The organism is Horticoccus luteus (assembly GCF_019464535.1).
Classification (GTDB): domain Bacteria; phylum Verrucomicrobiota; class Verrucomicrobiia; order Opitutales; family Opitutaceae; genus Horticoccus; species Horticoccus luteus.
Map to the genome: position 1 here is coordinate 2,654,688 of NZ_CP080507.1, position 23,894 is coordinate 2,678,581.

General features: G+C 64.1%; 21 protein-coding genes and 1 tRNA gene. 15 read left to right on the top strand and 7 right to left on the bottom strand.

The window, feature by feature from the left end; genetic code table 11:
* The first annotated feature begins 22 nt into the window (after positions 1-22).
* The 3 genes from glnD to K0B96_RS10895 all read left to right on the top strand — a co-directional run bounded on the left by glnD (position 23) and on the right by K0B96_RS10895 (position 4,975).
* Positions 23-2,809, top strand: a complete 2,787-nt coding sequence (gene glnD, locus K0B96_RS10885) for a [protein-PII] uridylyltransferase (protein WP_220160929.1) — start codon at positions 23-25, stop codon at positions 2,807-2,809.
* A gap of 34 nt (positions 2,810-2,843) precedes the next feature.
* Positions 2,844-4,673, top strand: a complete 1,830-nt coding sequence (locus tag K0B96_RS10890) for a GAF domain-containing protein (protein ID WP_220160930.1) — start codon at positions 2,844-2,846, stop codon at positions 4,671-4,673.
* 92 nt (positions 4,674-4,765) lie between these two features.
* Positions 4,766-4,975: a hypothetical protein gene (locus K0B96_RS10895; protein WP_220160931.1), complete on the top strand. Its 210-nt coding sequence runs from the start codon at positions 4,766-4,768 to the stop codon at positions 4,973-4,975.
* Positions 4,976-5,033: 58 nt separating this feature from the next.
* Here K0B96_RS10895 and K0B96_RS10900 read toward each other — a convergent pair whose 3' ends face one another.
* Together K0B96_RS10900 and K0B96_RS10905 are read right to left on the bottom strand one after the other, a co-directional pair.
* A complete protein-coding gene (locus tag K0B96_RS10900) occupies positions 5,034-5,594 on the bottom strand; it encodes a glycine cleavage system transcriptional repressor (RefSeq protein WP_255558623.1) in 561 nt (186 codons plus the stop codon).
* Positions 5,595-5,647: 53 nt separating this feature from the next.
* Positions 5,648-6,265 carry an HNH endonuclease gene (locus K0B96_RS10905; protein ID WP_220160932.1) on the bottom strand — a complete coding sequence of 206 codons (618 nt, stop codon included), beginning with the start codon at positions 6,263-6,265 and terminating at the stop codon, positions 5,648-5,650.
* 115 nt (positions 6,266-6,380) lie between these two features.
* Here K0B96_RS10905 and K0B96_RS10910 point away from each other — a divergent pair, with 115 nt between their 5' ends.
* Positions 6,381-7,292 carry a TlpA family protein disulfide reductase gene (locus K0B96_RS10910; RefSeq protein WP_220160933.1) on the top strand — a complete coding sequence of 304 codons (912 nt, stop codon included), beginning with the start codon at positions 6,381-6,383 and terminating at the stop codon, positions 7,290-7,292.
* A gap of 32 nt (positions 7,293-7,324) precedes the next feature.
* Here K0B96_RS10910 and K0B96_RS10915 read toward each other — a convergent pair whose 3' ends face one another.
* From K0B96_RS10915 to dnaK, 4 genes are all read right to left on the bottom strand, one after another.
* The gene (locus tag K0B96_RS10915; protein WP_220160934.1) at positions 7,325-9,085 is read right to left on the bottom strand and encodes a DEAD/DEAH box helicase; all 1,761 of its coding nucleotides are present in this window, start codon (positions 9,083-9,085) and stop codon (positions 7,325-7,327) included.
* 216 nt (positions 9,086-9,301) lie between these two features.
* Positions 9,302-10,936 carry a chaperonin GroEL gene (groL, locus tag K0B96_RS10920; protein WP_220160935.1) on the bottom strand — a complete coding sequence of 545 codons (1,635 nt, stop codon included), beginning with the start codon at positions 10,934-10,936 and terminating at the stop codon, positions 9,302-9,304.
* 43 nt (positions 10,937-10,979) lie between these two features.
* Positions 10,980-11,276, bottom strand: coding sequence for a co-chaperone GroES (locus K0B96_RS10925; protein ID WP_220160936.1), 297 nt, complete (start codon positions 11,274-11,276; stop codon positions 10,980-10,982).
* A gap of 99 nt (positions 11,277-11,375) precedes the next feature.
* The gene (gene dnaK / locus K0B96_RS10930) at positions 11,376-13,328 is read right to left on the bottom strand and encodes a molecular chaperone DnaK (protein WP_220160937.1); all 1,953 of its coding nucleotides are present in this window, start codon (positions 13,326-13,328) and stop codon (positions 11,376-11,378) included.
* A 220-nt stretch (positions 13,329-13,548) separates the two neighbouring features.
* Between dnaK and K0B96_RS10935 the strand changes: the two genes are divergently transcribed.
* Positions 13,549-14,226 carry an LON peptidase substrate-binding domain-containing protein gene (locus K0B96_RS10935; RefSeq protein ID WP_220160938.1) on the top strand — a complete coding sequence of 226 codons (678 nt, stop codon included), beginning with the start codon at positions 13,549-13,551 and terminating at the stop codon, positions 14,224-14,226.
* A 90-nt stretch (positions 14,227-14,316) separates the two neighbouring features.
* Here the strand turns inward: K0B96_RS10935 and K0B96_RS10940 are convergent.
* Positions 14,317-14,392 (bottom strand) — tRNA-Thr (locus K0B96_RS10940).
* A 227-nt stretch (positions 14,393-14,619) separates the two neighbouring features.
* On the opposite strand from K0B96_RS10940, the gene queA reads away from it, so the two are divergent.
* The 10 genes from queA to rpsO all read left to right on the top strand — a co-directional run bounded on the left by queA (position 14,620) and on the right by rpsO (position 23,814).
* Positions 14,620-15,717, top strand: coding sequence for a tRNA preQ1(34) S-adenosylmethionine ribosyltransferase-isomerase QueA (gene queA, locus K0B96_RS10945; protein WP_220160939.1), 1,098 nt, complete (start codon positions 14,620-14,622; stop codon positions 15,715-15,717).
* Between the two features lie 81 nt (positions 15,718-15,798).
* Positions 15,799-16,167, top strand: coding sequence for a tetratricopeptide repeat protein (locus K0B96_RS10950; RefSeq protein ID WP_220160940.1), 369 nt, complete (start codon positions 15,799-15,801; stop codon positions 16,165-16,167).
* A 168-nt stretch (positions 16,168-16,335) separates the two neighbouring features.
* Positions 16,336-17,256 (top strand): ABC transporter permease, encoded by a 921-nt coding sequence (locus K0B96_RS10955; protein ID WP_220160941.1) that lies wholly within the window; start codon positions 16,336-16,338, stop codon positions 17,254-17,256.
* Positions 17,256-18,239: an ABC transporter permease gene (locus K0B96_RS10960; protein WP_220160942.1), complete on the top strand. Its 984-nt coding sequence runs from the start codon at positions 17,256-17,258 to the stop codon at positions 18,237-18,239. The genes K0B96_RS10955 and K0B96_RS10960 overlap by 1 nt, the downstream gene beginning before the upstream one ends.
* Before the next feature lie 2 nt (positions 18,240-18,241).
* Positions 18,242-19,999: an ABC transporter ATP-binding protein gene (locus K0B96_RS10965; protein ID WP_220160943.1), complete on the top strand. Its 1,758-nt coding sequence runs from the start codon at positions 18,242-18,244 to the stop codon at positions 19,997-19,999.
* A complete protein-coding gene (locus K0B96_RS10970) occupies positions 19,996-21,069 on the top strand; it encodes a glycosyltransferase family 9 protein (protein ID WP_220160944.1) in 1,074 nt (357 codons plus the stop codon). The genes K0B96_RS10965 and K0B96_RS10970 overlap by 4 nt, the downstream gene beginning before the upstream one ends.
* On the top strand, positions 21,066-21,986 hold the full coding sequence (locus tag K0B96_RS10975) for a glycosyltransferase (protein WP_220160945.1): 921 nt from the start codon (positions 21,066-21,068) through the stop codon (positions 21,984-21,986). Before K0B96_RS10970 ends, K0B96_RS10975 begins: the two co-directional genes overlap by 4 nt.
* A 132-nt stretch (positions 21,987-22,118) precedes the next feature.
* Positions 22,119-22,919 carry a glycosyltransferase family 2 protein gene (locus K0B96_RS10980; RefSeq protein WP_220160946.1) on the top strand — a complete coding sequence of 267 codons (801 nt, stop codon included), beginning with the start codon at positions 22,119-22,121 and terminating at the stop codon, positions 22,917-22,919.
* Between the two features lie 2 nt (positions 22,920-22,921).
* Positions 22,922-23,308: a DciA family protein gene (locus K0B96_RS10985; protein ID WP_220160947.1), complete on the top strand. Its 387-nt coding sequence runs from the start codon at positions 22,922-22,924 to the stop codon at positions 23,306-23,308.
* A 239-nt stretch (positions 23,309-23,547) separates the two neighbouring features.
* On the top strand, positions 23,548-23,814 hold the full coding sequence (rpsO, locus tag K0B96_RS10990; protein ID WP_220160948.1) for a 30S ribosomal protein S15: 267 nt from the start codon (positions 23,548-23,550) through the stop codon (positions 23,812-23,814).
* Positions 23,815-23,894: the final 80 nt, after the last annotated feature.

Here is a 23,894-nt window from a genome sequence, read left to right on the forward strand (position 1 = left end):
CTCCACGTTGCCCATCCTTCGCATGTCGGCCTCCTTCTCCGCCAAACCCATCTGCCTGCCGGCGTTTCCTTCCGACGCGCCAGTGGAAGCGCGCCTCGCCGCGAGCAAGGAATACCTGCACGCCGGTCGCGAGCGTCTGCGTCTCCAGCACAAATCCAGCGCCAGCGGCCTGGCCGTCGTCCGCGGACTCGCCGCGCTCGTCGACGGCTTGCTGATCGCCCTCACCGAAGCCGCCCTGGCGAGCTGGTCGGCCATTCCGGGCAACTCCTCCGCGCCCATCGCGCTCGTCGCCCTCGGCGGCTACGGCCGCGGCGAGCTTTCCCCGCTGAGCGATGTCGACGTGATGTTTTTGCTCCCGTCAAAGACGCGTGCCGCCGTCGCCAAGCCGATGCTGGAACACTTTACGCGCGAGATTCTTTACGTGCTCTGGGACTGCGATCTCAAGGTCGGCCATTCCACCCGCACCGTCGACGAGGTCTTCACCGAGGCGCGCAACGACATCCAGACGCTCACCTCGCTCCTCGAAGCGCGCTTCATCGCCGGCTCCGCGACCCTCTACGAAGCCTTCGCGCAAGCCTATCGCAGCTTCTACACGACCGAGGACCCCAAAGGCTACATCTCCGCCCGCCTCGATGATCAACGCGTGCGTCGCCAGAAATACGGCGACACGCCCTTTCTCCAGGAGCCCGACGTCAAGAACGGCGTCGGCGGTCTCCGCGACTACCAAAACACCCTGTGGATGGCGCGCGTGAAGCTCGGCATCACCAGCCTCGACGAGCTCGTCACCCAACGCTATCTCGCCACCGCCGAGCTCCTCGAATTTCGCCGCGCCTACGACTACCTGCTTCGCGTGCGCAACGAGCTGCACTTCATGAGCCGGCACGTGACCGATGTCCTCAGTCTCGACGTCCAGGCGCGACTGGCCCTGCAACTGGGCTACACCGAAAAAAACGAACTGCAACGCGTCGAGCAGTTCATGCACGACTACTACACGGCCGCGCAGACGATTTTCCGCCTGTCGAAACTCGTCGAGGACCGGCTCGCGCTCAGCATCGGCCGCGGCGAATCCGCGAAACTTTCGTTCAAGGAGGTCCTCCTCGCCGCGAAGCTCCAACGGGCCAAACACATCGATGGCTTTGTCGTCCGCGGCCGTTTGCTCGTCGCCGAACGCCCCGACGTCTTCACGGAAGACCCCGTCCGCCTGCTGCGCGTGTTCCGGCACTGCCAGCAACTCGACTGCAAACCCGACTTCCACCTCGCGGCGCAGATTCGCGCTTCGCTCAACCTCATCACGCGCGACGTGGTCGAATCGGCTGACGCCAACATCACCTTTCGCTCGATCCTTTCGGAAGCCGGCGGCGTTTTCCCCGTGCTGCAGCTCATGCACGAGGTCGGCGTGCTCGGCCGGTTTATCCCGGAGTTCGATGGCCTTACCTGCCTCGTTCAGCACGAGTATTACCACCGCTACACCGCGGATGTGCACACGTTGGAAACGATCCGCCAACTCGACTTGGTCTTCTCGGAGGCCGAGCCCATCACGCTCAAATACCGGACCGCGCTTCGCGAAACCGCCGAACCCACCCTCCTCTACATCACGCTCCTGCTGCACGATATCGGCAAGGCCCGCGGCATCAGCGGCCATGCCGAAAGCGGCGTGATCATCGCCGGCCCGCTGCTGGATCGGATGGGCGTCTCGCCGGAAGGCCGCGCGCTGGTGGAATTCACCATCAAAAATCATCTCGTTATGGCACGCTTTTGGCAGAAGCGTGATGTTGATGATCCGCAAACTGCCGCCGCTTTTGCCGAAATTGTCGGTGATGCCGAACGGCTTCGCCATCTCTACGTCCACACCTTTTGCGACGCCCGCGGCACCGCCGCCAGCCTCTGGAACGGCTACAAAGACACCCTCCACACCGGCCTCTATCTCGGCACCTTGGAACACTTGAAACTCGGCCCCGACCTGCAGGCCAACCGCCAGGAAAAAATCGCCATGATTCAGCAAGAGCTCATCCTCAAGAAGGTGCCCGGCATCAATGCCGAGGAAATCACCGCCCACTTCGGGCTCCTGCCCGAACGCTACTTCATCCAGACCGACGCCGACGAGATCGCGTTGCACATCAAGATGGTCAACCGGCTCCTGCAATCCATCTCGGCCGCCGATTCGCTCGGCGCGCTGCGCCCCATCATCGAGTGGAAGAACGACCTCAACCGCTCCCACACCGTCGTCAACATCGTCACCTGGGATCGTGCCGGCCTCTTCTATAAACTCGCCGGTGCTCTCAGCGTGGCCGGCCTGTCCATCCTCGGCGCGAAGGTTATTTCCCGCAGCGATCACATCGCGATCGACACGTTCTACGTCGTCGAACCCGGCCGCGGCGTGGTGCAGGATACCGCCGCCCAGGAAACGTTCGCCCGCACGATCGAAGCCGCGCTCATGCAAAACAAAGATCTCTATCCCGAGATCCTCGCCCAAGCGAAAAAGATCTACACCCCGCGTCCGGTCGCCGGCCCGCAACTGTCGTTTCCTCCCTCTGTCGAGGTTTACCACGAACTCGCCATGCAGCGCACCATCGTCGAAGTGCAGGCGCGCGACCAGATCGGCCTCCTCTACCGCTTGGCGAAAACCATCTCCGATCAGGGATTCGACATCACCTTTGCCCGCGTCGGCACCGAACGCGGCGTCGCCATCGACACGTTCTACATCGAAGGCTCCGAAACCGCGCAAACCACCGACGAGACCCGGCTCGATCAACTCCGCGAAACACTCGTCGGCGTCATCACGCCCGCCCCGCAGCCGACAGCATCCTGACGCGCCTCGCCCTCGTGCGCCGCGCCTGCACCGGTTGACCTCTGCCGCCGCGCAAACCGCCGCGCGCGTCTCGCGCCTCGCCCTGCCCTTTACGCCTGCGCTCCCTTCCTTCATCACGTCCCGCGTGAGCGCCTCCGCCGATCTTCCTTCCGACCACGCGCCTCACGTTCGCACCGCCACGACACTTTATCGGCTCGCGCGCCTCGCCACGAGTGCCGACGGCGCTACGGCTGCTCTGTCGGTGGCGCTGCGCGAACTGGTCGCCACGTTTGGCGCCGACGCCGGGTCCATCGCGCTCCTCGATGCCAACGGCAGCGTCCTGCGCACGGATGTGCAAATCGGCCAGCCCGCGCACTCTGCCCCTTTTGAACTGAAATCCGGCCACGGCGTCACTGGTTGGTGTGTGGCCAACGCCAAGCCGCTCCTCGTCCCTGAAGTCGCCTCCGAACCCCGCTACATTTCCGCCCGCCCCGCCACGCAGTGCGAAATGGCGGCTCCCCTCGGCGAGGGCGATGAAGTCATCGGCGCCATCGACCTCGAAAGCGACCGCCCCCGCGCGTTCAATGCCGACGATCTCGCCTTGCTCACGCTCGCCGCGGCGGAACTCACGCGCGTCATCCGGCACCTCTGGCGGCAGCACGCGTTCGAGCAAAAAGCGCGGCAACTCGAGTCCCTCATCACCATCGGCCGCTCCCTCGTCACCAAGCTCGAACCACAGGAACTGTTTGACACCGTCGTCGGCGATGCGCGCCAAATCCTGCAAGCCCGCGCCTGCATGTTTCAACGGCACGACGCCGCGACCGATCGCCTCCGCCTCACCGCCTTCGCGGGTGATCCCGGCGCCGCCCCTTCGCAAACCGAGGCCGACGCGTCCGCCTGCCTCGCCGCCGCTGCGCTCCGCACGCAAAAACAAATCGAGCATCTCGATGTGCAGACGCCCGGCTTCGACACGCTCGCCGATCTGCCGACCACGCCCCTCGTGCGCTCGGTGCTCCTCACTCCCGTCGCCTACGAAGGGGAAATTTTTGGCGTCCTCTCGATCTTCACCGATCGCGTGCACCGCTTCACCAACGACGAAAAACGCCTCGCCGCCGCCCTCGCGTCGCTCGCCGCCGTCGCCCTGCAAAACACCCGCCTCTACGCCCGCGTTTTTCAAAGCGAAGCCACCCTCCGAAAAAACGAACAGCTCACGACGCTCGGTCTTCTCGCCGCCGAGATCGCCCACGAGATCCGCAACCCGCTCACGGTGTTGAAACTCCTCTACGGGCAGCTCGGCATCGAATTTCCCTCGGACGATCCGCGCCACACCGACCTGCGCGTCATCGGCGAAAAACTCGATCAACTCGAAGCCATCGTCTCGCGCGTCCTCAACTTTGCCAAGGCGCCTGCCCGCCTCCATTCGCTCTGGCCGCTCGCCGACATCGTCACCGACACGCTCGTGCTCGTCCGTCTCAAGCTCGCCCAGGCGAAGATCCAAATTCGCTTCGAGGCACCGCCGGGCCCGCTGCTCGTCGACGCGCACAAGGGCCAGTTGCAGCAAGTGCTGCTTAACCTCATCCTCAACGCCACGCACGCGATGCCCGCTGGCGGCGAAATCGCACTTCGCCTCACCGGCGATCCCGCCGCGCAACCGCCGCTCGCCACGCTCGACCTGCGCGACACCGGTTCGGGCATCCCGGCGGAGATTCGCGACCGGATTTTCGATTCGTTTCTCTCCGGTCGCTCCGGCGGCACCGGCCTCGGGCTCGCGATCGCGCGCCGCATCATGCTCGATCACCATGGCGACGTCACCCTCCTTGAAACCGGCCCTGCCGGCACCACCCTGCGCCTGACGCTGCCGCTCGCCAAACCCGCGGGCGACTGAGCCGCTCGCTTACTTCGCCAACCCTTCTTTTATTCGCGACGCGCTTTTTTCGTTCCCGCCTCCACCCCGCGTCATCAGTTTGTTTTCCGCTCATGGCTCCGCCTACCGATCGCAAATCTCGCCAGCGCCAGCTCCGCCTCGTCAACGTGCTGGGCATCGCGCTCATCGTCGCCGGCCTGGTTGTGGCACTCTTCCTCCATCGCGTCATTTTGCCGATGCGCCTTGCGATGGGTTTCATCGACGTGATCGCGGGCGCCACTCTCTTGATTTTCGCCCGTCAGCAGGCGCGGCGCGACTTGTGACTGGGCTGCTCGCCGCTCGCGCGGCGCGGCGCGGCGCGAGTCCCGGCCCCCGCGACCGCTATTTGGCCGACTCCCACTTTAGATCGACCATCAGATCCGCGGCGATTTTCTCCAAGTCCGCGCGCACGTCAGCAAAGTGCACCTCCGCCGGCACGAAAACCGTCGCGCGCGCCTGAAACAAGGTGCCGCCACCGTGCGGTGCCGGCATGCGTTCCGAAGCGAGTTCCTCGACGTTCACGCCGTGAGCCGCCAGCACGCTGGAAACGCTGCGCAAAATTCCCGGCCGATCGTTGCCCACCAATTCCAGCAACGCCACGGCGCCGCTTTTCGCCGGTGAAATCTCGTCGCCCGTTTCGCTGTGCACCGTCACCTGCAATCCCCCGTGATCGAGCCCTCGCAGCGCTTGCAACAGCTCGTCCCGCCGCTCGGCGGCCACTTCGACGCGCAACAGTCCGGCAAACTGGCCGCCGAGCCGGCACATGCGGCTCTCCAACCAATTGCCGCCGTGGTCGGCCACGCACGCCGCCACAGTCCGCACCAGCCCGGGCCGGTCGTTGCCGATCACTGTCATCACCAAATTCGCGAGCATGCCCGTGACCATGGTCGTCGCCGCGGTCATCGCAACACGACAATCCGCCACGTTCCCGGCGCGCGCACACCGCGCCCGTCACCTCATTCGTCGAGTTCGACGTTCCAATACGCCAGGTCGAGAAAGTCCTTCCACATCTCGTGATGCTGCGTCCCGAGCACCAGGGAAATGATCGGCCGCCACTTGGGCCGCGACGGCTTGCGGATAAGCCGCATGTGGGCCTCGTGCGGCAGGCGGTTCGACTTTCTCGTGTTACACTTGATGCACGAGCACACAATGTTCTCCCACGTCGTTTTCCCGCCGTGATCGCGCGGGATCACGTGATCCAGGTTCAACTCCTCCCGCACGAACACGCGGCCGCAATATTGGCACTGGTTCTTATCGCGCTCGAACACGTTGTTGCGCGTCAGCTTGAGCTCTTTGCACGGCAACTTATCGAAATACGTGAGCAAAATCACCCGCGGCAACCGGATCGCGCGCGTCGGCGTATGCACCGTATCAAGTGCCGCAAGCGGCGGATTGCTCGTCGAAAAATCAATCCAGTCGAGCATCGAGAACGTTTTGAAGTCGTCCTCCTGATGATGGACGACGTGCGCATGACCGCGCGCCAGCAACGCGAATGCGCGTCGGGCGCCGATGACATTCACCGCCTGCCACAGCCGGTTCAGCACCAGCACAGGTTGATCAAGCACGGCCTCCATACGGAGGCATGCCAATAACGACCGGTGCATTCCACTGTCAAGGGTGGCCGCCGGCGGCCCGGCCTTTGGCTTGCAACCCGGCCGGACCGTGCTCCGTTGCGAGAAAGCCATTCCCATGAAATCCCGCGCCCTTCGCCTGCCCTTGCTCGCCGCCACCCTCCTTTTGTCGCTCGGTCTCCGCGCGCAAACGCCCCCGGCCGTCGTCGTGCCCAAACCCGTCACGCCGCCCCCGAGCGCTCCGGCGCCCGCCGTCCCACCAATCGTAGCCCCGGCGGAAAGCCCCGCGGAAACGGATTTGAAACAACTGGTGGGCGACATCTCCACGAAACTCCGCGCCGCCCAGAACACCCCGGAGGCACTCGCGCCGGAACTCCAACGCTTCGACGCGCTGCTGGAAAAATACGCGGCCCAAAAAACCGAAGACACCGCCGGCATTCTCGCCTCCAAAGCGATGCTCTACCTGCAGGTCTTCCAAGATTACCCCCGCGGCGCCGAATTGCTCCAGCAGTTGCAAAAAGATTTTCCCAACACCGGATTCGCGCAGCGCGCCACGGCCGTCCTCGCGGAACTCGGGCCGATCCTCGCCTCCAGCAAAGTCAGCGCGGCCCTGAAAGTCGGCACACCCTTCCCGGCGTTTTCCGAAACCGATCTCGATGGTCATCCGCTCACGCTGGCCGCTTTGAAGGGCAAAATTGTGCTCGTCGATTTCTGGGCCACTTGGTGCGGCCCGTGCGTGCAAGAGCTGCCAAACGTCGTCGCCGCCTACGAAAAATATCACGCGAAGGGCTTTGAAATTGTCGGGATCAGCCTCGATCACGATCGCGCCAAGCTCGTCGCCTTCATGCAGGAGCGCCATGTCACGTGGCCGCAATATTTCGACGGCGCGGGCTGGAAAAACAAACTCGCCAAAGCATACGGGGTGAACTCCATCCCCGCGACCTACCTCCTCGACGGCGACGGCAAGATCATCGCGAAGGACCTTCGCGGCCCCGCGCTCGAGCGCGAGCTCGCCCAGCGTCTGCCGTAAGCGGCCGCACGCCGCTCCGCTCGCTCCTTCGCCTAACGCGCGTGCGCGCCCGCGAGCGCCGGCGCAAGCGTCGCGCCCTTGAGCCGCACGCCTTCGAGTTTCTCCACCACGATGCTCGCATGCTCCGCCGTCACGTCGGCGAGCGTGTGCCGCTGGTGAATGTCGATCGCCCCGACGATGGCGGCCGGCAGCCGCGTCACCCCGGCGATTTTCCCCACGATATCCGCCGGCGTCACCAGATCCTTTCGTCCGATGTTGAGAAATACGGTCGCATAACCCGCCTGACCGGTGCGGGAGGGCCGGTCATACTTGCGCTTCCTTGCTTCCGCCTCCTCTTCCGCCGCGTCGCCGCCCGGGGCGGGCTGAACGTGGGGCGAAGAGGCTGGCGTTGGCGCGCTGCGCTCGACGACTTTTTTCGCCCACGCGGGAGCTGACGACGCCGCGCTGCGCTTCGGCTCCGGCAACGGCGCCTTCTCCGGCCCGCTCCCGGACGCGGAATTACCCGCGCCACCCTGCAGCAAGTGGATCAACGCCGCGCAAATCTCCGTGCTCGCGTAGCCCTGTTCCAGAAGCCGGTCGACGAGTCGGTCCTGCGGTGCGAATTCCTTCGCTTCGAGCGTCGCGCGCAATTTCTCGAAAAACACATTCGTGCGTGCCTCCTCCACCTGGTCCATCGAAGGCACGTTTTCCCGGCGAATCTTCAGCTTCGCGAAGCGCACCATCGCCTGCAATTTGTAGATCTCGCGCCCCGAGACGAACGTGAACGCCCGGCCGGATTTGCCCGCCCGGCCGGTCCGACCGATGCGGTGCGTGTAATCCTCCGCGTCGTTGGGTAAGTCGTAATTAAACACGACCTCGAGGTCGTCGACGTCGAGCCCGCGCGCCGCCACATCCGTGGCCACGAGAAACTCGAATCCCTTGCGGCGGAATTTTTCCATCACCCGGTCGCGTTGTGCCTGTGAGATGTCGCCGTGCAGCCGATCCACCGCGTAACCGCGCGCATGCAGGTGCTCGTCGAGTTCATCGACCATGATCTTCGTGCTGCAAAAAATAATGCCGAAACGGAAATCGTTCACATCGATCAGCCGGGTGAGCGCCTCGATTTTCGACCGCCGGTCGACCTCGAAATAGACCTGCTCCACCTGCGGAGCATTTTGCGCCAGCGCCTCGATCTTGATCCAAGCCGGATCGCGACTGTAGCGCTTGATCAAGTCCTGGATCGCGCGCGGCATCGTGGCGGAAAAAAACAGCAACTGCCGCTGCTCCGGCACGGCCGAGAGGATCGTCTCGATGTCCTCGCGAAAGCCCATGTCGAGCATCCGGTCGGCTTCGTCGAGCACCACGAGTTTCAACGCGTCCAGCTTCAGCGTGCCGCGCTGCATGTGATCCATCACCCGCCCCGGCGTGCCGATCACCACCTGCACCCCGGCCGCCAGCGCACGAAACTGCCGCTCGTAGCTCTGACCGCCATAAATCGGCACCGCGTTCACCCCGCGTTTGAACAGCGACAACTTCCCCGCCTCCTCAGCGACTTGCACGGCCAGCTCGCGCGTGGGACAGAGAATCAACACCTGCACTTTGCGCAGCTGCGGATCGACTTTCTCAATCGCAGGAATCGCAAACGCGGCCGTCTTGCCCGAGCCGGTCGACGACTGGCCCACCACGTCGCGGCCTTCCAAAATGGTCGGGATCACCGCCGTCTGAATCGGCGACGCCTCTTCAAATCCGAGCTTGTCGACGGCTTTGAGAATTTCGGGCGAAAGGCCGAGCTCGGCAAACGGGCGTTTTTCCATGCACCAACGTGCAGCTACTCGCGCTCCGGCGCGAGCACCTTTCACGGTCTTCGTCGCCGCACTGCATTTCGGCGCACCGCGCCGCGCGGCCGCCGCGGCACCATTTCCCTCCTGAGTCGGCACGCAAAAAAGGCGCGCTCCGGAGAGCGCGCCTTGAAATGTAACCTTGGTTCGGGACGAACGCTTCTTCCTTCGCTCCTCGCGGAGCGAAGAACCTTAGTAGTCCATTCCGCCCATGCCGCCGCCGCCCGGGGGCATCGCCGGAGCCTTTTCCTTCTCAGGAAGCTCCGTGATCATGCACTCGGTGGTGAGCAACAGGCCGGCGATCGACGCCGAATTCTGCAGCGCGGTGCGGGTGACCTTCGTCGGATCAACCACGCCGGCTTTCACGAGATCCTCATACTTGTCGGTCGCGACGTTGTAACCGAAGTTGCCCTTGCCCGCGAGAACCTCGCCGACGACAACCGCGCCTTCAATGCCCGCGTTCTGACAGAGCATGCGAATCGGGTGCTCGATCGCGCGACGCACGATCTGCGAACCGATCTTCTCGTCGCCCTCGAGTTGGAGAGCATCGATGGCCTTCGCGGTGCGGAGGAGCGCGACGCCGCCGCCGGCGACGATGCCTTCCTCGACGGCCGCACGCGTGGCGTGCAACGCATCTTCCACGCGGGCCTTCTTCTCCTTCATTTCAACCTCGGTGGTCGCACCGACGTTGATGACGGCGACGCCGCCCGCCAGCTTCGCGAGGCGCTCTTGCAGCTTCTCGCGATCGTAGTCGGAGGTGGTCTCGTCGATCTGGCGACGGATTTGCTTCACGCGGCCTTGGATGTCGGACGACTTGCCCGAACCTTCGACGATCGTGGTGTTCTCCTTGTCGACCACGATCCGCTTGGCGCGGCCGAGGTCGGAGATGGTGAGATTCTCGAGCTTGAGGCCGAGATCTTCCGTGATGCACTTGCCGCCCGTGAGGACCGCGATGTCTTCCAACATCGCTTTGCGGCGATCGCCAAAGCCCGGAGCCTTCACCGCGCACACGTTGAGCGTGCCGCGAATCTTGTTCACCACGAGGGCCGCCAGCGCTTCGCCTTCGACTTCTTCAGCGATGACGAGGAGCGGCTTGCCGCTCTTGGCGACAGTCTGGAGCAACGGCAGGAATTCCTGCAGGTTCGAGATCTTCTTCTCGTGGATCAGCACGTAGGCATCCTCGAGCACGGCTTCCTGCGCTTCCGCGTTGGTCGTGAAGTAGGGCGAGAGATAACCCTTGTCGAACTGCATGCCTTCGACGACGTCGAGGGAGGTCTCGATGGACTTCGCCTCTTCGACGGTGATCGTGCCATCCTTGCCGACCTTGTCCATCGCCTCGGCAATGATGTTGCCGATGGTGTCATCCCAGTTGGCGGAGACGGTCGCCACCTGGCGGATTTCCTCGCGGTCATTGACCTTCTTGGAAACACGCGCGAGCTCGGCGACGGCGGCCGCGACGGCCTTGTCGATACCGCGTTTGAGATAAACCGGATTCGAGCCGGCGGTGACGTTCTTGAGACCTTCGCGGTAAATGCCCTCGGCGAGGACCGTCGCGGTCGTGGTGCCGTCGCCCGCCGCGTCGGAGGTCTTCGAAGCGACTTCCTTCACCATCTGCGCGCCCATGTTTTCGTAGGGATCCGGAAGTTCGACTTCCTTCGCCACGGTGACGCCGTCCTTCGTGACGGTGGGAGAGCCGAATTTCTTGTCGATGACGACGTTGCGGCCCTTGGGCCCGAGGGTGACTTTCACCGCGCGCGAAAGCACTTCGACGCCCCGGAGAATTTTCTGACGAGCGGCCTCGTCGAACAGGAGTTGTTTAGCAGCCATGTGAATTACTGTTGGTTAAAATTTAGAGTTGGAAAATGAAGTCTTAGGCGATGACGCCCAGGATGTCGTCCTCGCGGACGAGCGTATACTTCTTGTCTTCGAGCTTCACCTCGGTGCCGCCGTATTTGCTGATCAGCACGCGATCGCCGACTTTGACTTCAAACGGCGTCACTTTGCCGTCTTCGCCTTTTTTGCCGGTGCCGAGCGCGATGACTTTGGCCTCCTGCGGTTTTTCTTTGGCGCTGTCCGGAATGATGATTCCTCCGCGGACTTGCTCTTTTTCTTCGATGTGTTCGACGAGAACACGATCACCGATGGGCTTGATTTTGACGTTAGCCATATAGATGTGGTTGGGTTGGAAGTTGGACTTTACTGTGGGTTGTTCAATCAAGCGCGCCGGCCGCGGTCGAACCACGGCTGGCGCGCAAAAGGTTAGCGTTTATTTTTTCTCGTTCTTGTCGTCATCAACGACTTCGAAGTCTGCGTCGACGACGTCGGCTTTCTTTTCGGTCTTCTTCGGCTGAGCTTGCTCGCCCGCCTCAGGAGTGCCTGCCGCCGGGCCCGCTTCCGCGCCCGCCGCCTGTTGAGCCGCTTGGGCCTCGGCATAGAACTCGGCGCCGACCTTCTGCAAGCGCTCCAAAGCCGCCTTCATGCGCTCGCCGTCGTTCGACTCGAGGTCTTTCTTCGCCGTCGCGATTTCGCCTTCAACCTTCGATTTCTTCTCGGCCGGGAGCTTGTCGCCCGCGTCCTTCAAAGTCTTCTCCAGTTGATAAATCGTGCTGTCGAGTTGGTTCTTCGATTCGACCGCCTCGCGCCGCTTCTTGTCCTCCTCGGCGTGCAATTCCGCCTCCTTCGTCATCTTCTCAACCTCGTCTTTCGAGAGGCCGGACGATCCTTGGATGGTGATTTTCTGATCCTTGCCGGTGCCAAGATCCTTCGCGGAGACGTGCAGGATGCCGTTGGCATCGATGTCAAACGTCACCTCGATCTGCGGCGTGCCGCGCGGCGCCGGCGGGATGCCGTCGAGTCGAAACGTGCCGAGCGTCTTGTTATCGCGCGCCATCGGGCGTTCGCCTTGGAGCACGACGATTTCCACCGAGGGTTGGCTATCGCTGTAGGTCGAAAACGTCTGCGTCTTCTTCGACGGAATCGTGGTGTTGCGCGGAATCATCGGCGTCGACACATCGCCCGCCGTCATGATGCCCAGCGTGAGCGGGGTCACATCGAGGAGCAGCACATCGCGCACGTCGCCCTTCAGGACACCGCCTTGGATCGCGGCGCCGACAGCGACGACTTCATCGGGATTCACACCTTGATGCGGCGGCTTGCCCCCGAGGTCCTTCGCGAGTTCCACCACTTTCGGCATGCGCGTCATGCCGCCCACGAGCACGAGTTCGTCGATCTGCGACGAATTCAGCCCCGCGTCCTTGAGACAGTTTTTGAAGGGCGGGATGCACCGTTCGAACAACGGTTCGCAAATCTGCTCCATCTTCGCCCGCGTGAGCTGCACGTTGAGGTGCTTCGGGCCCGACGCGTCCGCCGTGATGAACGGCAGATTCAGGTCCACGGTCTGCGCCGCCGAGAGCGTGATCTTCGCCTTCTCGGCCTCTTCCTTCAACCGTTGCAACGCCATCGGATCCTTGCGCAGGTCGATGCCGTTTTCCTTTTTGAAATTCTCCACGAGCCAGGTGATGAGCGCGTCATCCCAGTTGTCGCCGCCCAGGTGGGTATCGCCGTTCGTCGCCTTCACTTCGAAGACGCCGTCGCCAATTTCCAACACCGACACGTCGAACGTGCCGCCGCCCAAGTCGAACACGGCGATCTTCTCGTCCTTCTTCTTGTCGAGACCGTAAGCGAGCGATGCCGCCGTCGGTTCGTTGATGATGCGCAACACTTCCAGACCCGCGATCTTGCCGGCATCCTTGGTCGCCTGCCGCTGCGCGTCGTTAAAGTAAGCGGGCACGGTGATCACCGCTTGGTTGATCTTCTCGCCGAGATACGCCTCGGCGTCCGCTTTCAGCTTCGCGAGGACAAAAGAGGCGATCTGCTGGGGCGCGAACTGCTCGGTCTTGTCGCCCACTTGCACTTCAATGTAAGCGTCGCCGTTTTTACCTTCCACCGTCTTGAAGGGCATGCTCTTCGCCTCTTCGCGAATTTCCGTGAATTTCCGCCCGATGAGGCGCTTCGCGGAGAAAATGGTGTTGCGCGGATTTGTGACCGCTTGGCGCTTCGCCGCCTGACCAACGAGGCGTTCGCCGTTCTTGGCGAAAGCCACGACGGACGGGGTTGTGCGGGCTCCCTCCGCATTCGGGATCACCACGGGCTCGCCGCCTTCCATCACCGCCATGCAGGAGTTCGTGGTGCCTAGATCGATACCTAAAATTCGGCTCATGCCGCTTGTTTAGCAACGTGCATGCCTTCCCGCGCCATAATCCTTCATCTCGCTTTCAATAAACGTCTTGAAATTGCGCTGTCACCTCCGACTGCCTTCCGAGATCCGAAAAGATGCGTCGCGTTGTCTCACCTTGTCTCACTTTGGGACGAGCGGCGGTTGCGCAACTGTCGCACTTAGCGCCGTTTGATTTCTCCACCTTCCAGCCTAGCGTCGCTTCATGGAAATGGAGATCACGGTGCCCGACGAAGTCCCGGTCATGACCCTGCCGCAGGTCGTGTTTTTCCCGCAAGCCCTGCTTCCATTGCACATCTTTGAGCCGCGCTATCGCCAGATGCTCAAAGACGTTTTGGGCGCTGACCGCTTGTTTGCCGTCGCGCAACGTGATGATCGGCCGGCGTTGGACGACGCCTTTGAGCCTCCGCATCGCGTCGCCAGCGTCGGAATCGTGCGCGCCTGCCAGGAAAATGCCGATGGCACGTCCAACCTTTTGCTTCAGGGCCTATGCCGCGTCGAAGTTCGCGGCATCATCGAAGAAGCACCCTATCGCCGCATCCACGTGCGCCCTCTGCCCAGCACAGTCGCCGAAGACGAAATCGCCAACGTCCGTCGGCGCGATGCCCTTCTCGACTTGATCGCACGCAAGCAAAAGCTCGGCGGCATTCCCGAGGAAATGATCGATTTCCTGCGCAACGTGCACGACCCCGACACGTTTGTGGATCTCGCCGCCGCCACTCTCTGCGAAAACGCCGCCCTGAAGCAGCAGCTTTTGGAAACGCTCGATGTCGGCGCCCGCTTCGACCTCTTCCATCGCCGCCTCCGCCGCGATTTCGAGCAGCTTCGTTTGCAACGCCTTCTACAAGGCCCGCTCGGCGACGACGACATCGCGGCCAACTAGGTCAAAATTTCCGGCTTTTCGCCCTCGGCATGCCTCGCGCTCGCGCTCTCCGCGCCACGAAAGCGCGCCGTGTTTCACCGATCTTCGCGCTGGAGCCAACAGTCGGATTTGAACCGACGACCCACGCTTTACGAAAGCGTTGCTCTACCAACTGAGCTATGTTGGCGCGAAGCGAACTGCCGAAGAAACTCCGTGCGCCTCGCAGCGCAAGCCTTCATTTTTCCCGCGCGCCGGCGACCCGCGCAAGCGCCTTAACGCGTCGGCTTGCGTGAAGATTATCTCCGCACCGAAGCTCATCCGCGCCCGCGCGTTCCGCGGCGTTTGCCCTGCGCACGATCGCGCGAATTTTGAAACAGGCTCGCCCAACCTCCGCGCCGCACCTTCATTTCCACCGTGCCGTCGCTCTCTACCGACTTCTTCGATTACGCGCTGCCTGAACACCTCGTCGCGCAAACGCCCGCCGCCCGGCGCGATGCCTCGCGGCTGCTCGTCGTCGATCGCGCCGCGCACCGTCTCAGCCATCATACCTTCGCCGATCTCCCCGACTTCTTGCGGCCGGGCGACACTCTGATTCGCAACAACGCCGCTGTCCTGCCCGCGCGGCTGCACGCCGTTCGCCGCACCGGCGGCCAGGTCGAATGTCTTCTCCTTCGACCCCATGACGGCGAATCCGTCTGGCGCTGCCTGCTCCGCCCCGGGAAAAAGCTTCCGCCCGGCACGGTCTTCGCTTCTCCCGACGCCGAATTTACCGGCGAGGTGATCGAAAAATCCCCCGACGGTTCCGCGCTTGTCCGCTTCACCACCCGCACCGGCGAACCGCTCACCACCGTCGCCCGGCGCCTCGGCGACGTGCCGCTGCCGCCTTATATCCACCGCGCCGGCACCGCCGCCGAACGCGCCGACGATCTCGTCCGTTACCAAACCGTCTACGCCGATCCCGCCCGCTCCGTCGCCGCCGCCGCGCCCACCGCTGGCTTGCATTTCACGCCGGAACTTTTCGCGCGCCTCGCCGCCGCTGGCGTCGGCACCGCCGATGTCACCCTTCACGTCGGCCTCGGCACCTTCAAACCGATCACCACGCCCACCGTCGAAGCGCACGAAATTCACCGCGAAATCTACGAACTGCCCGCAGCCACCCAACGCATCCTCTTCGGCGCGCACCAAGAGGCCTCCGCGCCGGGCCGCCGCATCGCTGTCGGCACGACATCCGTTCGCACGATTGAAGACTTCCTCGCGACCCACGACGCTGCGTTGACCACCGACTTTTTCGGCGAGGCCAGTCTCTTCATTTATCCGCCCCGGCCCTTCCGGGGAGTGGATGCCCTCATCACCAACTTCCACCAACCCCGCTCCACCCTGCTGTGTCTCGTCGCCGCTTTTCTCGCGCCCGATTCCACGGATGGCATTGGCTGGCTGCGCGAGATCTACGCCGAAGCCATCGCACGCGAATATCGTTTCTTCAGTTATGGCGATGCCATGCTGATCCTCTAATTCCCGCTGCCGCGAAGCACGCCCGAGCCCGAAACCTGCAACCATCCTTCCTTTTTCGTTTCGTTCGCCCACAGTGGCCGCATGACCGCCGATGAATTGCAGACGCTGATCGACGATGCCGCGTTCGACTACTCGATGGGCGAGACCGCCACCGCCATCGACAAGCTCACCCGCGCCACCGCGGGCGCTCCCGATTCCTTCGAGGCCTGGCATGCACTCGCCGAGATCCATTTCAGCCAGCGCCAGCTCGACGCCGCCCTCGCCGCCGCCGAGCGCGGCCATGCGTTGCGGCCCAACGATCTATTTATCAATACTACCCTCTCGCGCATCTGGATGGAGCGCGGCGACAAACCCACCGCCGAACGCTACGGCGCCCAGGCCCGCATGCTGAGCTGGCACGAGGAACTGAAAACTCCGCCGTCCCCGCCCGCCCCGCCGAGCGCCTCCTGACCGTATTCTCGCCTGTCGCCCGCCGCCGGCCGGCCGTCGCTTCGCCCGCTCAGAGCGTCGTTCCGCGCCAAACGTTCACGTTAACGTCACCCCGCCGCCGCGCCGCCGCGCCCGCGCAGTCCCGCGGTCTTGCCTTCATCTTCGGCTGCTGTCTCCTCTCTCCAACGCATGCTGCGCTTCCTCGTCCGTCGCCTGCTTCAAACGATCCCCGTGCTGTTGATCATCATCGCGGCGACGTTTTTCATGCTGCGCCTCGTGCCCGGCGGCCCGTTCACCGCCGAGAAAAACATCCCGCCCGAAATCCAGCGCAACCTCGAGCGCCACTACGGCCTCGACCGCCCGCTCCTCGTGCAATTCGGCGCCTACCTGCGCGACATCGTCCTCCATGGCGACCTCGGCCCGTCGTTCAAGTATCCGAATCGCACCGTCAACGAAATCATTGCCGACACGTTTCCCGTTTCCCTCGAACTCGGCGCAGAATCCCTTCTCATCGCCCTCCTCGTAGGGCTGCCCCTCGGCGTGCTCGCCGCCGTGCGCCGCAACTCCTGGCTCGATCACCTCTGTTCGTCGGTCGCGATGACGGGCATCTGCCTGCCAACCTTCGTCCTCGGTCCCCTGCTCGTTCTCGCCTTCGCCATCCATTTCGGCTGGGTCAATGCCTCGGGCTGGTCCACGCCCTCTGATCGCATTCTGCCCGCCCTCACGCTCGGCCTCGTTTACGGCGCCTACCTCATGCGGCTCACGCGCGGCGGCATGCTCGAAATCCTCAACCAGGATTTCATCCGCACCGCGCGCGCCAAGGGCGCCTCGGAAACGCGCATCATCTTCCGCCACGCCCTGCGCGGCGGTCTTCTCCCGGTCGTTTCCTACCTCGGTCCCGCCATCGCCGGCATCATCACGGGATCCTTTGTCATCGAAACCATCTTCCAAATCCCCGGCCTCGGCCGGCAGTTCGTGCACAGCGCTTTCAGCCGCGACTACACACTCGTTTGCGGCACCGTCATCCTTTACGCCACGCTCATCGTCGCGTGCAACCTGCTCGTCGATCTCGCGCAGGTCTGGCTCAACCCGAAACTCAAATTCGAGTGATGCGCGCTTCGCTTTCGCCTTCCGCCGACCAGCTTCCCGCCGCCCCCGTCTTGCCCGCCGAACTGGAACGCGGACAATCCCTCTGGCGCGACGCCTGGGCGCGCCTGCGCAAAAACCGTCCCGCCGTCGCCGGCGGTGTGATGCTCGTGCTGGTGGTGCTGCTCTGCGTGATCGAGCCGATCATGTCCTCCTACGCCTACGATGGCATGGATCTCGCCAACACGTTCGCTGCGCCCGGCGCCGCGCACTGGCTCGGCACCGATCAACTCGGCCGCGATCTCCTCGTGCGCGTCTGCATCGGCGGCCGCATCTCGCTCATGGTCGGCCTCGTCGCGTCCGCCGTCGCCCTGCTGATCGGCGTCAGCTACGGCGCCATTTCCGGCTACGCCGGGGGCAAGACCGACACCGTGATGATGCGCCTCGTCGACATCCTCTACGCCCTGCCGTTCACGATTTTTGTCATCCTGCTCATGGTGTTTCTCAAGGCGCCCATGGACGCCCTCGACGCCTGGCTGCGCCAGTTTTCCTGGCTCAGCAGTTATCAAGGCGCCGGCAAAATCCTCGCGCTCTTCGCCGCCATCGGCGCCGTGGAATGGCTCACCATGGCGCGCATCGTGCGCGGCCAGATTCTCTCGTTGAAAAAAATGGAATTCATCGAGGCCGCCCGCGCACTCGGCTTCAGCCGCCGCCGCATTATTTTCCGCCACCTCATTCCCAACCTCCTCGGGCCGGTCGTCGTTTACACCACGCTCACCATTCCCGCCGTCATGCTGCTCGAGGCGTTTCTCAGTTTTCTCGGCCTCGGCGTCGATGCGCCCATGAGCTCGTGGGGCACGTTGATCAAGGATGGCGCCGAGAAGATGGAAGAGTATTGGTGGCTGCTCTTGTTTCCCGCCGGTCTCTTTTCCCTCACGCTCTTCTCGCTCAATTTTCTCGGCGACGGTCTTCGTGATGCCTTGGATGTGCGCGCCTCCTCCGACTAAACATGCGCCGCCTCTTTCCGTATCTCCGCTTTCTGCGCCTCGTGCGCGGACCGATCGTCAAGGCGATCGTTTACGGCATCATCTACGGCGCGGCCAGCGGCGCCGGCATCCCGCTGCTCGTCAAATACGTCTTCCCGCCGATCTTCCAGCTCCACGGCGCGCTCGAGCTCAGCACCGTCGTGCTCATCGCCGCGTGCATTCCGACCGTGTTTCTCCTGCGCGCCGTCGCCGGTTACCTCAACAGCTACTACACGCAATACGCCGGCGTGCGCATCCTCGAGGCGTTGCGCGGCGAATACTTCGAAAAACTTCAACGCCTCCCGCTCTCGTTCGTCCAAAGCCGCCAGACCGGCGACCTCCTCTCGCGCGGCCTCGCCGACACCCAGCAACTCCAGTTCGCGCTCACGCTCGTCGCGAACGACGGCATCAAGCAGCCCGCCACCCTCCTCGGCTCGCTCGTCGCCCTCGCCGTCCTCGCGCTCACGTCGCAAGGCGTGCTGCTCCTCCTCGTCTGCTTCGCTGTCGTCCCGCTCGTCATTTTCCCCATCCGCTACGTCGGCCGCAAAGTCATCAAACGCGCCGCGCAAATGCAGGCCGAGCTCGGCTCCGTCACCGGCCACTTCAGCGAAAACCTCTCCGCCGCCCGCGAAGTGCGCGCCTTCAGCCTCGAGGACCGCGAGGTCGCGCGCTTCGGCACGCACACCCACGCGCTCGTCGTGGCGCAGATGAAGATCGCCAAATACGCCCAGGCCCTCACCCCCGCGATCGAGGTCATTTCCGCCGCCGGCATCGCCGGCACGCTCGTCTACGCGTATCAAAGCGGCATCGACCTCGCCACGTTCATCGCCCTCATCGGCGCGCTCTACACCTCTTACGAACCGATCAAAAAACTCGGTTCGTTGAACAACGAAATCAAACGCGCCACCGCCGCCCTCGACCGCCTCGAGGTCGTCCTGCACGAGCCGGTCACCATCGCCGACCCCGCCGACCCCGTGCCCGTCACGCGCCTCCGGGGCGACATCGCCTTCAACCACGTCTCGTTCGCCTACACGACTGACGCCCCCGTCCTGCGCGATATCTCCACCTCCATTCCCGCCGGCGCCGTCTGCGCACTCGTGGGCCCAAGCGGCGCGGGCAAATCCACCTTCGCCAACCTCGTCCCTCGTTTCTATGAAGTCGGCGCCGGCGCCGTCACGATCGACGCGCTCGACGTCCGCGCCCTCCGCCTCGCCGACCTCCGCCGCAACATCGCGCTCGTCTCGCAGGAACCCGTGCTCTTCAACGACACCATCGCCGCCAACATCCTGCTCGGCCGGCCCGACGCCACCCGCGCCGAAATCGAAACCGCCGCCCGCGACGCCTTCGCCCACGACTTCATTCTCGCCCAACCGCTCGGCTACGAAACCATCGTCGGCGAACGCGGCGCCGCCCTCTCCGGCGGCCAGCGCCAGCGCATCGCCCTCGCCCGCGCCTTCCTGCGCAACGCCCCCATTCTCGTCCTCGACGAACCCACCAGCGCGCTCGACAGCGAGAGCGAAGCCGCCGTCCAACTCGCGTTGAAAAAACTCATGCAGGGCAAAACCGTCCTCATCATCGCGCACCGCTTCTCCACCATCCGCGACGCCACGCAAATCCTCGTCTTCGACCGCGGCGTCATCGCGGCCACCGGCACGCACGCCGAGCTCTACGCCGCCAACCCGCTCTACCGTTCGCTCTACGACCATCAGAGCAACACCGCCTTGCCACCCGCCGCGCTGTGACCGCCGACGCGCCCCGCATCCTCGTCATTCGTCGCCGCTATCTCGGCGATATTGTTCTCCTCGGCAGCCTCTTCAAAAACCTGCGCCGCCACTGGCCCGCCGCGCGCATCGCCTGCCTCACCGAAACCGCTTACGCGCCGATCCTCGGACTCAACCCCGACGTCAACGGCGCCGTCACGCTGCCCGTCACCCTCACCGCCTGGCTGCGTTTCCTCCGCGTCATTCGCGCCGCCCGCTTCACCCACGTCATCGACGTCGATAACACCGAGCGCACCGCCCTCGTCACCCGGTTCACCGGCGCGCCCGTGCGCGTGACCTACGATCGCGAAACCAACCGCGTGCGCGCGCGCCGCGCCTACACGCATTTCGCCCGCGTCACCGAGGCTTTTTATCAATCGCATCACATCACCGACACCTACCTCGCGCTCCTCGCCCCGCTCGGCGTGCCCGTCGCTACGCATGACGTCGCCCTCACGCCGCACGCCGAAGACATCGCTTTCGCGCAACGCCTCCTCGGCGTGCGCCCACCCGGCGCCCCGCGGCGCGTCTTGATTCATCCCGGCAGCCGCAGCCCGTATCGCATCTGGCCCGCCGAGCGTTTCGCCGCCGTGAGTGATCGCGCGCAGGACGAACTCGGCGTGCAAGTCTACGCGCTCGCCGGCCCCGGCGAAGCCTCCGTGGTCAAAGCCATCCGCGCCGCCGCGCAGATGCACCTCATCACGCTCGACCAACGCCTCACCGTCCGCCAGTTCGCCGCCCTCCTCACGCAATTCGATCTCCTCCTCTGCCACGACAGCGGCCCCATGCACGTCGCCGCCGCCGTCGGCACGCCCGTCGTCGCGTTATTCAGTTCGCAAAACACCACCCTGTGGCGCCCGCTCGGCGCGCAGCACACCGTCCTGCAAACGCCCCTGCCCTGCACCTGCTTCGCCCCCGGCGACGCGCCCGGCCCGTGCCAGCCCGGCAACTCCTATCTCAGCTACTGCGTGCGCAAACTTTCCATCGCCGAGGTTTACGCCGCCGTGCGCGACCGTCTCGCCGCGTCGCCCGCGCGGCCTTCGCCGTCATGAAGATCACGGTCGCGATTCCCACCTACAACCGCGCCGCGTTCCTCCGGCAAACGCTCGCCGGCATCGTCGCCCAGCAATTCCCGCGCGACTTTTTCGAGATCCTCGTCATCGACAACAACTCCCCCGACGACACCCGCGCCGTCGTCGCAGAATTCGCCACGGCCCGCCCCGCGCCCCGCTACTTTCTCGAAACGCAACAAGGCCTCGATCACGCCCGCAACCGCGCCATCGCCGAAGCCGCCGGCGACATCATCGTCTTCGGCGACGACGACATTCTCGTCTCCCCCGACTGGCTCGCCCAAATCGCCGCGCCGCTCCTCGCCGACTCCACGCGCCGCATCGGTGCCGTCGGCGGCGAAGTGATTCCCATTTTCCCGCACGGCCTGCCTGCGTGGGTCGCCGAATGGCATGCGCCCCTCGCGTTGCGCCCCGACCTCGGTCCGCTCCCCGCGCGCCACTCGCCCATGGGCGCCAACTTCGCTTTTCCCGCGTGGGTCTTCGCGCAACTCGGCGCCTTCCACACCGCCCTTGATCGCGCCGCGGGCAACTACTTCTCCGGTGGCGACAGCGAGATGATCCGCCGCGTGCGCGCCGCCGGCCTCGAGGTGTGGTTTGCCCCCGCCGCTGCCGTGCGCCACCAAATGCCCGCTTCGCGCACCACGTTTCGCTACGCCGCCCGCCACGCCTTCGATTCCGCCCGCTCTCGCGTCATCGACCGCGCCGGTCAACCCGGCGCCGCCGCATATCTTTCCGGCCGTTTCCTCGGCAACGTCGTTAAAGCCCTCGGCTTCGCGCTCCTCGCCCTCGCCAACACCCTCGTCTTCCGCCGCGGCGCCGCCAAAAAAGCCCTCGTGCGCGCCTGGCGCTCGTGCGGCTACCTTTACCAGATTCCGCGTTCGCTCACCGGCCGCATCTGACGCCACCCCGCCTCGGCCACAACCCACTCCCCCCTCGCGCCCGCAGCCGCCTTTCGCCCGCTCTTTCGCCTCGTCCGCGACGCTCACATTCCGCTTCCGCCCCGCCGATTAGTGTCCATTAAGTTTCCCGCAGTGGTTCCAACTCCGGCTACACAGCTCCCCGTTTCTGTCGTCATCGTCGCGCGCAACGAAGCGCACAACCTCCCCCGCTGCCTCGCCAGCGTGCAAGGTTGGACTGCCGAGACGGTTCTCGTGCTCAACAACACCACCGACGCCTCCGCCGCCGTCGCCGAGCCTTTCGGCGCGCAGGTCCACGATCTTCCGTGGCAGGGTTTTCGCGACACCAAGAACGCCGCCAACGCCCTCGCCGCGCACCCGTGGATTCTCTCCCTCGACGCCGACGAAGAAGTTTCCCCTGCGTTGCGCGCCGACCTCGTCCGCTTCTTCGCGCGCGGTGACGACCAGCGCTTCGTGGGCGCCCGTTTTCCGCGCAAAGTCTGGTTCATCGACCGCTGGATCACCCACGGCGATTGGTATCCCGATCTCAGCCTCCGGCTCTTCCATCGCGACCGCGCCCACTGGGGCGGCGACGCCGTCGTCCACGAAAAGATTTCCGCCGACGGCCCCGTCGCGCGCCTGCGCGGCGACTTGCATCATTACTCGTTCCCCACGCTCGCGAGCCACGTTTCCAAGATCAACGCCTTCGCTGAACTCTTCGTCCGCCAGCGCCAGGATCAAGGCACCCGCTTCTCCCTTTTCCCCGTGATCGTCCGGCCGTTCTGGCGCTTCTTCCGCGCCTACGTGATCAAACTCGGCTTTCTCGACGGCTTCCCGGGCTTCTACATCGCGAGCGCCACCGCCTTCAGCGCCTTCGTCCGCTACAGCCGGCTTTACGAAGTTGATCACGCCGCCCCGCCGCCTGACGCTTCCTGACCGTGACCGCCGACCAACCCCACACCTTCAGCAAAATCGCCGAAGAACTCATCGGCGAACTCCGCCACCTGCCGCCCACGGAACCGAAGCGCCACGTCCGCCGCCCCACCCTGCCTCTCGCCGATCTCGTCGAGCAACTGATGGTGAAATATCAGGTCGGCCGCCCTTCCCCCGAGCAAGCCATTCGCGAATTCTGGCCGCGCCTCGTCGGTCCCGCCAACGCCTCCTACTCGCATGCCGTCGCCATCGAACGCGGCCGCCTCGTCGTCGTCGCCGGTCACGCCGTCGTTCGCAACGAGCTCTTCCTGCACCGCGCCGAAATCTTGAAACGTCTGCAAAAACTCCCCGGCTGCGAAATCGTCAAATCGCTCAACATCCGCGCCGGTTAACGGCTTTCCTCCGCCCCTTTTCATGCCGCAAGTTTGCGCTTGCCCCGCCCGCTCCCCCCTTAGAACGTCGCCACTTGCGTTAGTGGAAGCCCGTCGGTTGCGGGTTCCCACCATGACTGGTCCGGCACCCCGCCGGATTGGAACGGTGACACCGGCTCAACCGCGATTTCGGTCGCGGAGCGGCGGGTGACACGGGGCCTCCAAAGCCCCCTGCAGTCGTGAAACTTAAACAATAAACCATGTCTACCACAGTCGTAAAACCTGAAATCATCGCAGCTTACAAAACTCACGATAAGGATACCGGTTCGTCCGAAGTCCAGATCGCATTGCTCAGCGCCCGGATCAGTCACCTGACCGAGCACCTGCGCACGCATCGCAAAGACTTCCACTCGCGCCGCGGCCTCCTGCAGATGGCTTCCCGCCGTCGCAAGCTTCTCGATTACCTCAAGCGTCAAAACTTGAACAAGTATACCGAGATCCTGCAGAAGCTGAATCTTCGTAAGTAACGCTTTCGTCACACGGGCGACCCGATCCGCGGGTCGCCCGTTGTCTTTCCGACACTCGACTCTCGACCGGGACATTTCCG

Bases quoted from the DNA above. Each gene is read 5' to 3' on its own strand.
- K0B96_RS10950 (WP_220160940.1), top strand. From the start codon at position 15,799: ATGACCGCCGATGAATTGCAGACGCTGATCGACGATGCCGCGTTCGAC.
- K0B96_RS10900 (WP_255558623.1), bottom strand. From the start codon at position 5,594: ATGACCGCGGCGACGACCATGGTCACGGGCATGCTCGCGAATTTGGTG.
- glnD (WP_220160929.1), top strand. From the start codon at position 23: ATGTCGGCCTCCTTCTCCGCCAAACCCATCTGCCTGCCGGCGTTTCCT.
- K0B96_RS10975 (WP_220160945.1), top strand. From the start codon at position 21,066: ATGAAGATCACGGTCGCGATTCCCACCTACAACCGCGCCGCGTTCCTC.
- K0B96_RS10935 (WP_220160938.1), top strand. From the start codon at position 13,549: ATGGAAATGGAGATCACGGTGCCCGACGAAGTCCCGGTCATGACCCTG.
- K0B96_RS10895 (WP_220160931.1), top strand. From the start codon at position 4,766: ATGGCTCCGCCTACCGATCGCAAATCTCGCCAGCGCCAGCTCCGCCTC.
- K0B96_RS10960 (WP_220160942.1), top strand. From the start codon at position 17,256: ATGCGCGCTTCGCTTTCGCCTTCCGCCGACCAGCTTCCCGCCGCCCCC.
- K0B96_RS10910 (WP_220160933.1), top strand. From the start codon at position 6,381: ATGAAATCCCGCGCCCTTCGCCTGCCCTTGCTCGCCGCCACCCTCCTT.
- groL (WP_220160935.1), bottom strand. From the start codon at position 10,936: ATGGCTGCTAAACAACTCCTGTTCGACGAGGCCGCTCGTCAGAAAATT.
- K0B96_RS10915 (WP_220160934.1), bottom strand. From the start codon at position 9,085: ATGGAAAAACGCCCGTTTGCCGAGCTCGGCCTTTCGCCCGAAATTCTC.
- K0B96_RS10965 (WP_220160943.1), top strand. From the start codon at position 18,242: ATGCGCCGCCTCTTTCCGTATCTCCGCTTTCTGCGCCTCGTGCGCGGA.
- K0B96_RS10905 (WP_220160932.1), bottom strand. From the start codon at position 6,265: ATGGAGGCCGTGCTTGATCAACCTGTGCTGGTGCTGAACCGGCTGTGG.
- K0B96_RS10925 (WP_220160936.1), bottom strand. From the start codon at position 11,276: ATGGCTAACGTCAAAATCAAGCCCATCGGTGATCGTGTTCTCGTCGAA.
- K0B96_RS10955 (WP_220160941.1), top strand. From the start codon at position 16,336: ATGCTGCGCTTCCTCGTCCGTCGCCTGCTTCAAACGATCCCCGTGCTG.
- rpsO (WP_220160948.1), top strand. From the start codon at position 23,548: ATGTCTACCACAGTCGTAAAACCTGAAATCATCGCAGCTTACAAAACT.
- dnaK (WP_220160937.1), bottom strand. From the start codon at position 13,328: ATGAGCCGAATTTTAGGTATCGATCTAGGCACCACGAACTCCTGCATG.